We start from the raw sequence: 4728 nt of genomic DNA on the forward strand, positions 1-4728 counted from the left end.
ATGGATCGACGCATTCTGCGAGATTTTCGAGCGTTGTGCGGTCAAGCCCGGCGACACTGCGGCAATCCTCTCCGAGACGCAATCGCGCGCGCTGAATGTGCACCTTGCCGAATTGGCATTGCTCCGGATGGGCGCAAAACCGTTCCATGTCGTGATCCCCACCGCGCGCAACAAGCAGGTGGTGCCGATCCGCTCCACCGGCGCGTCAGAAGCGATCCAGCAGCTCGGCCCGGTGGTCTCCGCGCTGCAGCAGGCGGGCTTCGTGGTGGATTGCACCATCGAGGGCCTGATGCATGCGAAGGAGACGCCGGACATCCTGAAGGCCGGCGCGCGCATTCTCGTGATCTCCAACGAACATCCGGAAGCGCTCGAGCGCATGGTGCCGGACAGCGCGCTGGAGAAGCGCGTGCGTGCGGCCGCGAAGATGCTGCGTGGCACCAAGCACATGAAGGTGACGTCGAAGGCGGGCACCGATCTCGACGTGAACATGGAAGGCGCGGCCACCGTCGGTGTGTGGGGCTGGACCGACAAGCCGGGCACGCTCGCCCATTGGCCCGGCGGTATCGTTGTCTCGTTCCCGAAGAGCAAGACCATCAATGGCACGGTGGTGATGGATGCGGGCGATATCAATCTCACCTTCAAGCGCTACCTGACGTCGCCGGTGAAGATGCTGTTCAAGGATGACTATCTCACCGAGCTGACCGGCGAGGGCGCCGATTTCGAGATGATGAAGCGCTATCTCGCCGCCTGGGGTGACCGCGAGGCCTATGCGGTGTCGCATGTGGGCTGGGGCATGAATCCCAATGCGCGCTACGAGGCGCTGCAGATGTATGACCAGCGCGACACCAACGGCACTGAAATCCGCGCGGTGGCGGGCAACTTCCTGTTCTCGACGGGCGCCAATGAATTCGCCGGCCGCTACACGGCCGGGCATTTCGATCTGCCGATTTTCAACACGACCATCACACTGGATGGTGTGGACGTGATCAAGGACGGCGTGGTGCAGGACGTGTTTGGGTAAGCTCCGAACTCTCTGCCGTCATTGCGAGCGCAGCGAAGCAATCTAGGAAGCCAAGAACTGGACTGCTTCGTCGCTGCGCTCCTCGCAATGACGGCTGTTGGTTGAGCGCTTAACTCCGCGTCTTCTCCGGCCCGTCATAGGCAATGCCCTTGATCACCGCGGCATTGCCAAACTTCTTCTTCAGCGCATCCATCGCGCGCTCCGCATGCGCGGAGCGGCGGTCGAGCATGTTGTCATCGCCGGCCTCCACGCCCGGCCTGAGCGCACTGACGCCGGTGCCGATCAGGCGAAACGCGGTGCCGTCGATCTCCTTGGCCAGCATCTCGCGGCTGACGTCGAAGATGCGTTTTGCCATCTGTGTCGGCGACTGGATCGATTGCGAGCGCGTGCGCTGGCGGAAGTCGGCCGTCTTCAGCTTCAGCGTGATCGTGGTGCCGGAGAGTTCGCTGCTCTTCAGGCGGCCGGAGACCTTCTCCGACAGCCGCCAAAGAATCTTCTCCAGTGTAGGGAGGTCGCGGATGTCCTCGTTGAAGGTCGTCTCGTTGGAAATCGTCTTGGCGCCGCGATCGGCGACGACGATGCGGTCGTCGATGCCGCGCGCCAGTCGCCACAGCCGACGGCCTTCACCGCCGAACTGTTTCATCAACTCCGTCTCGTCCGCGCGTTGCAGATCGCCGACCTTGCGGAAGCCGCGTTGCGACAGCCGGTCCTGCGTTGCCGGGCCGACGCCATAGATGAAGCCGACCGGCTTGTCGGCGAGCAGGGCGACGGCGTCCTCCTGGTCGAGCACGGCAAAGCCGCGCGGCTTGTCGAGATCGCTGGCGATCTTGGCAAGGAACTTGTTCACCGACAGCCCAACCGACACGGTGATGCCGATGTCGCGCTCCACGTCGGCCGCGAATTTCGCCAGCACTTTGGCCGGGATCATGCCATGGACGCGCTGGGTGCCGGCGAGGTCGAGAAAGGCCTCGTCGATGGAGAGCGGCTCCACCAGCGGCGTCAGCGCCTGCATGGCGTGTCGCACCTCGCGGCCGACGCGCACATATTTTGCCATGTCGGGCCGAATGACCTTCGCCTCCGGGCAGAGGTCGAGCGCCTTGAACATCGGCATCGCCGAGCGGACGCCATAGGTGCGGGCGATGTAGCAGGCCGCCGACACCACGCCGCGCTTGCCGCCGCCGATGATCACCGGGTGGTCGTTGAGCTCGGGGTTGTCGCGCTTCTCCACCGTCGCGTAGAACGCGTCGCAATCGATATGGGCGAGGGTGAGCGCAGGCAGCGCACGGTGGCGCACCAGCCGCGGCGAGCCGCAGACGGTGCAGCGCTTGATGCGGATATCGAGGTCCGCAAGGCAATCCCGGCAGAAGCAGCGGGGGCCGCTCACATCTGTCGGGAGAGAGGTCACGAGAAGTCGCTGCCCGTCGAGCCGCCCAATGCCATGCGTGCGGCGGCGATGGTGTCCGGTGGCAGCTGCGAGGCGCTCGCGAAAGCCTGCACGGTCTCGTCGTCGCGCAGCACGAAATCCAGCACGCTGACGAGGAATTGCGGGTCCTTTGCAGCCGAGCGTAGCGTCTCCGGGCCGATCCCGCTCTCGGACAGGAAAAGACCCAGCCGTTCGGGCTCGCCCGCCACGAAGGAGAGCGCCTGAATCGCAACGATTTCAGCCACTTCGCCGGGGTGCCGCCCTTGCTTTTTCATCACGCGTGTTTGCCTTTCCGTAACTTATCCGCTCTAGTTTGAATCATCATGCCCGAGTCACCCAAGTGATTCCAGTAACTGGGATTTTTTGGTCCGAGCCGGGTGGTCAGGCAGCATTGTTCTGCCGGCGCAGGGCCGAGGGTTTTGCGCAGATAAACCGTTTATGCCGGGATTGGAGGACGGGATGGCTAAAACCGTCCTGATCGTGGAGGACAACGAGCTCAATATGAAGCTGTTCCGTGACCTGCTGGAAGCCCATGGCTACCAGACGGTGGGCACGAGCAACGGCTACGAAGCGCTCGATCTTGTCCGCTCCCTTCGTCCCGATTTGATCTTGATGGACATTCAATTGCCGCAGGTCTCCGGTCTCGAAGTGACCGGCTGGATCAAGAAGGATCCATCGATCGCCATGATCCCCGTCGTCGCTGTCACAGCCTTTGCCATGAAGGGCGACGAAGAGCGCATCCGCGAAGGCGGCTGCGAAGCTTATTTGTCAAAGCCAATTTCCGTCGGGAAGTTCATCGAGACGGTCCGACGATTTATCGGTTAGGGAGTTTTCCATGTCAGCGCGTATTCTGGTCGTCGATGACATTCCCGCCAATGTGAAGCTGCTCGAAGCCCGTCTGTCCGCCGAATATTTCGACGTGATCACGGCATCGAACGGCACGCAGGCGCTGGAGATCTGCGCTCGCTCGGAATGCGACCTGATCCTGCTCGACGTCATGATGCCGGACATGGACGGCTTTGAAGTCTGCCGTCGTCTCAAGGCCAATCCGAAGACGCATTTCATTCCGGTAGTGATGGTCACGGCGCTGGATTCGCCGTCCGATCGCGTGCGCGGCCTGGAAGCCGGCGCTGATGATTTCCTGACAAAGCCCGTCGCCGATGCCGTGCTGGTGGCGCGCGTGCGCTCGCTGACGCGCCTGAAGATGATGACCGACGAGCTGCGCATGCGCGCGCTGACCTCGCTGGAGATCGGCCTGCAGGCGCCGGAGCGCAGCGCCGTGTCGGACGAGGGCACCGGTGGCCGTATCCTGCTCGTGGATGACCGTCCGTCGTCCTATGAGCGCCTTGCGCCGCTGCTGGCGGCGGAGCATTCGGTGGATGTGGAGCCAAACCCGACGGAAGCGCTGTTCCATGCGGCCGAAGGCAATTACGATCTGCTGATCGTCTCGCTCAGCCTCGAGAACTTTGACGGGCTGCGGCTGTGCAGCCAGGCGCGCTCGCTCGAGCGGACGCGGCAGATCCCGATCCTCGCGATCGCCGATGTCGACAACAATACACGCCTGCTGCGCGGCCTCGAGATCGGCGTGAACGACTATCTCACGCGTCCGGTGGACAAGAACGAATTGCTGGCGCGGGCCCGCACGCAGGTGCGCCGCCGCCGCTATACCGATCACCTGCGCGACAACGTCCAGCACTCCATCGAGGCCGCGATCACCGACGGTCTCACCGGCCTGCACAATCGCCGCTACATGGAGAGCCATCTGCAGACGCTGGCGGAGCAGGCGGCGATGCGCAGCAAGCCGCTGGCGCTGATGATTCTCGACATCGATTACTTCAAGTCGATCAACGATACCTATGGGCACGACTGCGGCGACGACGTCTTGCGCGAATTCGCCATGCGCATCCGCAAGTCGATCCGCGGCATCGATCTCGCCTGCCGCTATGGCGGCGAGGAATTCGTCATCGTGATGCCGGAGACGGACATGCATGTCGCCAGCATGGTGGCCGAACGCCTGCGCCGCTCGATTGCCGGCGAGCCGTTCTCCATCGACCGTGGCAACAAGCGGATCGAGGTCACGATCTCGATCGGCCTGGCGACGCTGGAGAAGAAGGGCGAGCCGATTGCGGACGTGCTGAAGCGCGCCGACGTGGCGCTGTATCGTGCGAAACATGACGGGCGCAATCGCGTGGTGGCGGCGGCGGCGTAGTTCTGCTTTTCCCTCCCCGGAGCGAAGCGAATGGGGAGGGTGGCGCGGGGCGGGCGGGGGGGGGGGTAGACCCCC

Annotated in this window: 5 protein-coding genes; 3 read left to right on the top strand and 2 right to left on the bottom strand. The window is 63.5% G+C overall.

The features are described 5' to 3' along the window. A partial coding sequence (locus ACIQ17_RS30950; RefSeq protein ID WP_398473311.1) for a peptidase M29 occupies positions 1-1021 on the top strand: 1021 nt, incomplete at its 5' end. 109 nt (positions 1022-1130) lie between these two features. Here the strand turns inward: ACIQ17_RS30950 and ACIQ17_RS30955 are convergent. Then, the gene (locus ACIQ17_RS30955) at positions 1131-2426 is read right to left on the bottom strand and encodes a DNA polymerase IV (RefSeq protein ID WP_398473312.1); all 1296 of its coding nucleotides are present in this window, start codon (positions 2424-2426) and stop codon (positions 1131-1133) included. Continuing rightward, positions 2423-2719: a DUF3572 domain-containing protein gene (locus ACIQ17_RS30960; RefSeq protein WP_398473314.1), complete on the bottom strand. Its 297-nt coding sequence runs from the start codon at positions 2717-2719 to the stop codon at positions 2423-2425. Before ACIQ17_RS30960 ends, ACIQ17_RS30955 begins: the two co-directional genes overlap by 4 nt. A 184-nt stretch (positions 2720-2903) precedes the next feature. Here ACIQ17_RS30960 and ACIQ17_RS30965 point away from each other — a divergent pair, with 184 nt between their 5' ends. Continuing rightward, positions 2904-3269, top strand: coding sequence for a response regulator (locus ACIQ17_RS30965; protein WP_398473315.1), 366 nt, complete (start codon positions 2904-2906; stop codon positions 3267-3269). Between the two features lie 10 nt (positions 3270-3279). Then, on the top strand, positions 3280-4653 hold the full coding sequence (locus ACIQ17_RS30970; protein WP_398473313.1) for a PleD family two-component system response regulator: 1374 nt from the start codon (positions 3280-3282) through the stop codon (positions 4651-4653). The last annotated feature ends 75 nt before the right edge of the window (positions 4654-4728 follow it).

It is taken from the genome of Tardiphaga sp., assembly GCF_044340795.1.
GTDB lineage: Bacteria > Pseudomonadota > Alphaproteobacteria > Rhizobiales > Xanthobacteraceae > Tardiphaga.